Genomic DNA, 1,994 nt, shown 5'->3' on the forward strand with positions numbered 1-1,994 from the left:
AAATTAAGAATTAAGAATTAAGAATTAAGAATTAAGAATTAAGAATTAAGAATTAAGAATTAAGAATTAAGAATTAAGAATTAAGAATTAAGAATTAAGAATTAAGAATTAAGAATTAAGAATTAAGAATTAAGAATTAAGAATTAAGAATTAAGAATTAATTCTGACAGACAACCTTCAACATTAAACCTTCAACATTAAACCTTCAACATTAAACCTTCAACATTAAACCTTAAACCTTAAACCTTCAACATATCAAGGTGTTCTAAAAAATACTGACGATATAAATTACAACAGAGTGTAACTTGATTTCTCTGAACACTCACCAAACCCATACTCTGTAACTTATAGATACTGATTGGATCGAGCTCAACTCCCCTATCTGCTGCAACCACCTGTTTAAGAGTAGTAGCTAAATCAGGATTTGCCCTAAGTACACTTAAGTGTTGCCGCAAATAGTCACTATAAATTCCCGTAGCAGTAGCTGCTTCAGCGAGTAATTGTTCTAGGCTAATATTATGATAAGCCAAGTGATACAGAGCAAGCTGCACTAATCCCGGATGTCCCCCCACCACAGCCATCAGTTTGTCAGCAGCTTCACTATTTGACCAATGTAATCTATAAAGCTGAGCTAACTGTTGGATTTGCTGTTTGTTAAACTCGGGTAACTTAATCGGTAATCCCACATTAAACGGAGATTGGGAAGTTTCCAGAGCAACATAAATTTCTGTCGAGTAAACCACAACAACCCGCAGCTTTCGCCACAGCGGTAGTTGTTTAGATTCCTCATGCCAAGAGCGCAATAAGGGTAAAAAATCTTTAGCAGTTTGGGTATGCTCAAACAACCGATGGACTTCATCCATTGCCAAAACTAGGGGATGGTCTATTTTTTCTAGGATATGTTCTTGTAAGTAACTCATACAGCTGACCTTACTGCCTAGGTCTTTATCCCAATAGTCATCCAGTTGCTGGGGAAGCTGGAGTTGGTAACTGATGTTAACACATAACCAGCGCAATAGCCGGTCTAAATTGCTTAAAATGGCGGTTTCTGCTTGGTTAAAATTGAGGTAAACTCTGCCATATTGTTTTTCTCTTGCCTGGTCTAATATTCGCAATAGCAAAGACGTTTTTCCTGTCTCTTTTGGTCCTGTAATCCGGAGTAAACTTCCGGGTTGGTGAATGGCTTGATAGCAAAGCTCTTCAATCGGAGGACGCTCTATATAAAGGTGAGATGGTAGGGGAAGTGCTCCACTAGGAAATTCAGCAATTTTACGTAGGCATTGACGGCGGTAATATTGCTGAATTAGTTCTTGATGGTAGGAAGTAATCGGGGTTGTTTCCAGGGTGTTCCGGAAATTGGTCTTGGTGATCGCTTTGCCAAAAATGTCTCCCAGTAATCGCCACAACTTATAGGCAGTCTTTCTGAGGTATTCAGGGCCATAGTGTGCTTCGATCGCCATATCGGTATAGGTTTTTCCTTCCCAGGCTTGGTGCAATATCCATTCCTGAAGTGGAGTTAACTTGATTTTCTCAACACTTTTGAGGATGTCAAGTACCTGATCAATAGTCATCACTAAGAGTTCCCCAATATCTCAAACGACACTTTAGCGGTTTCTAACAAGGCAGACAATTAATTTAGGTTGATGAGCGTGATTAAACTGGCTACACTTGCTAATTGACAAATACATACTATTATGTATAGTGCTAACATGCCTATCAAATGGGTGTCTTGGGATAGTTGACAAATCAATTATTTAATGATATTTATTGGTATTTAGGTAGATTGTCTAGGGAATTAGGGGTTAATTGAGTGGCTTAATCAGATAAATTTCCAGCAGATTGGGTCAATAGTGTAGCTAAATCGTAAAAGCAATTGGCTACATTTTGGTGTTGACTGTAGAGGGCACTATCGCCACAATACTATATGTTGCTCCAAAAAATAGAACTTGTCTGCTCAATCCATAGCTTGAGATAAGTGAGTTGGTATTAATAAA

The 1,994-nt window shown here is 38.0% G+C and carries 1 protein-coding gene; it reads right to left on the reverse strand.

Features of this window, described 5'->3' with window-relative positions:
• Positions 1 to 239: 239 nt before the first annotated feature.
• Entirely contained in the window at positions 240 to 1,571 is a 1,332-nt protein-coding gene (locus F6K51_RS13080; RefSeq protein WP_293020878.1) for an AAA-like domain-containing protein, read from the reverse strand.
• Positions 1,572 to 1,994 lie beyond the last annotated feature (423 nt).

The sequence above is a fragment of the Moorena sp. SIO3I8 genome, assembly GCF_010692325.1.
GTDB lineage: Bacteria > Cyanobacteriota > Cyanobacteriia > Cyanobacteriales > Coleofasciculaceae > Moorena.

Bases quoted from the DNA above. Each gene is read 5' to 3' on its own strand.
- F6K51_RS13080 (WP_293020878.1), bottom strand. From the start codon at position 1,571: ATGACTATTGATCAGGTACTTGACATCCTCAAAAGTGTTGAGAAAATC.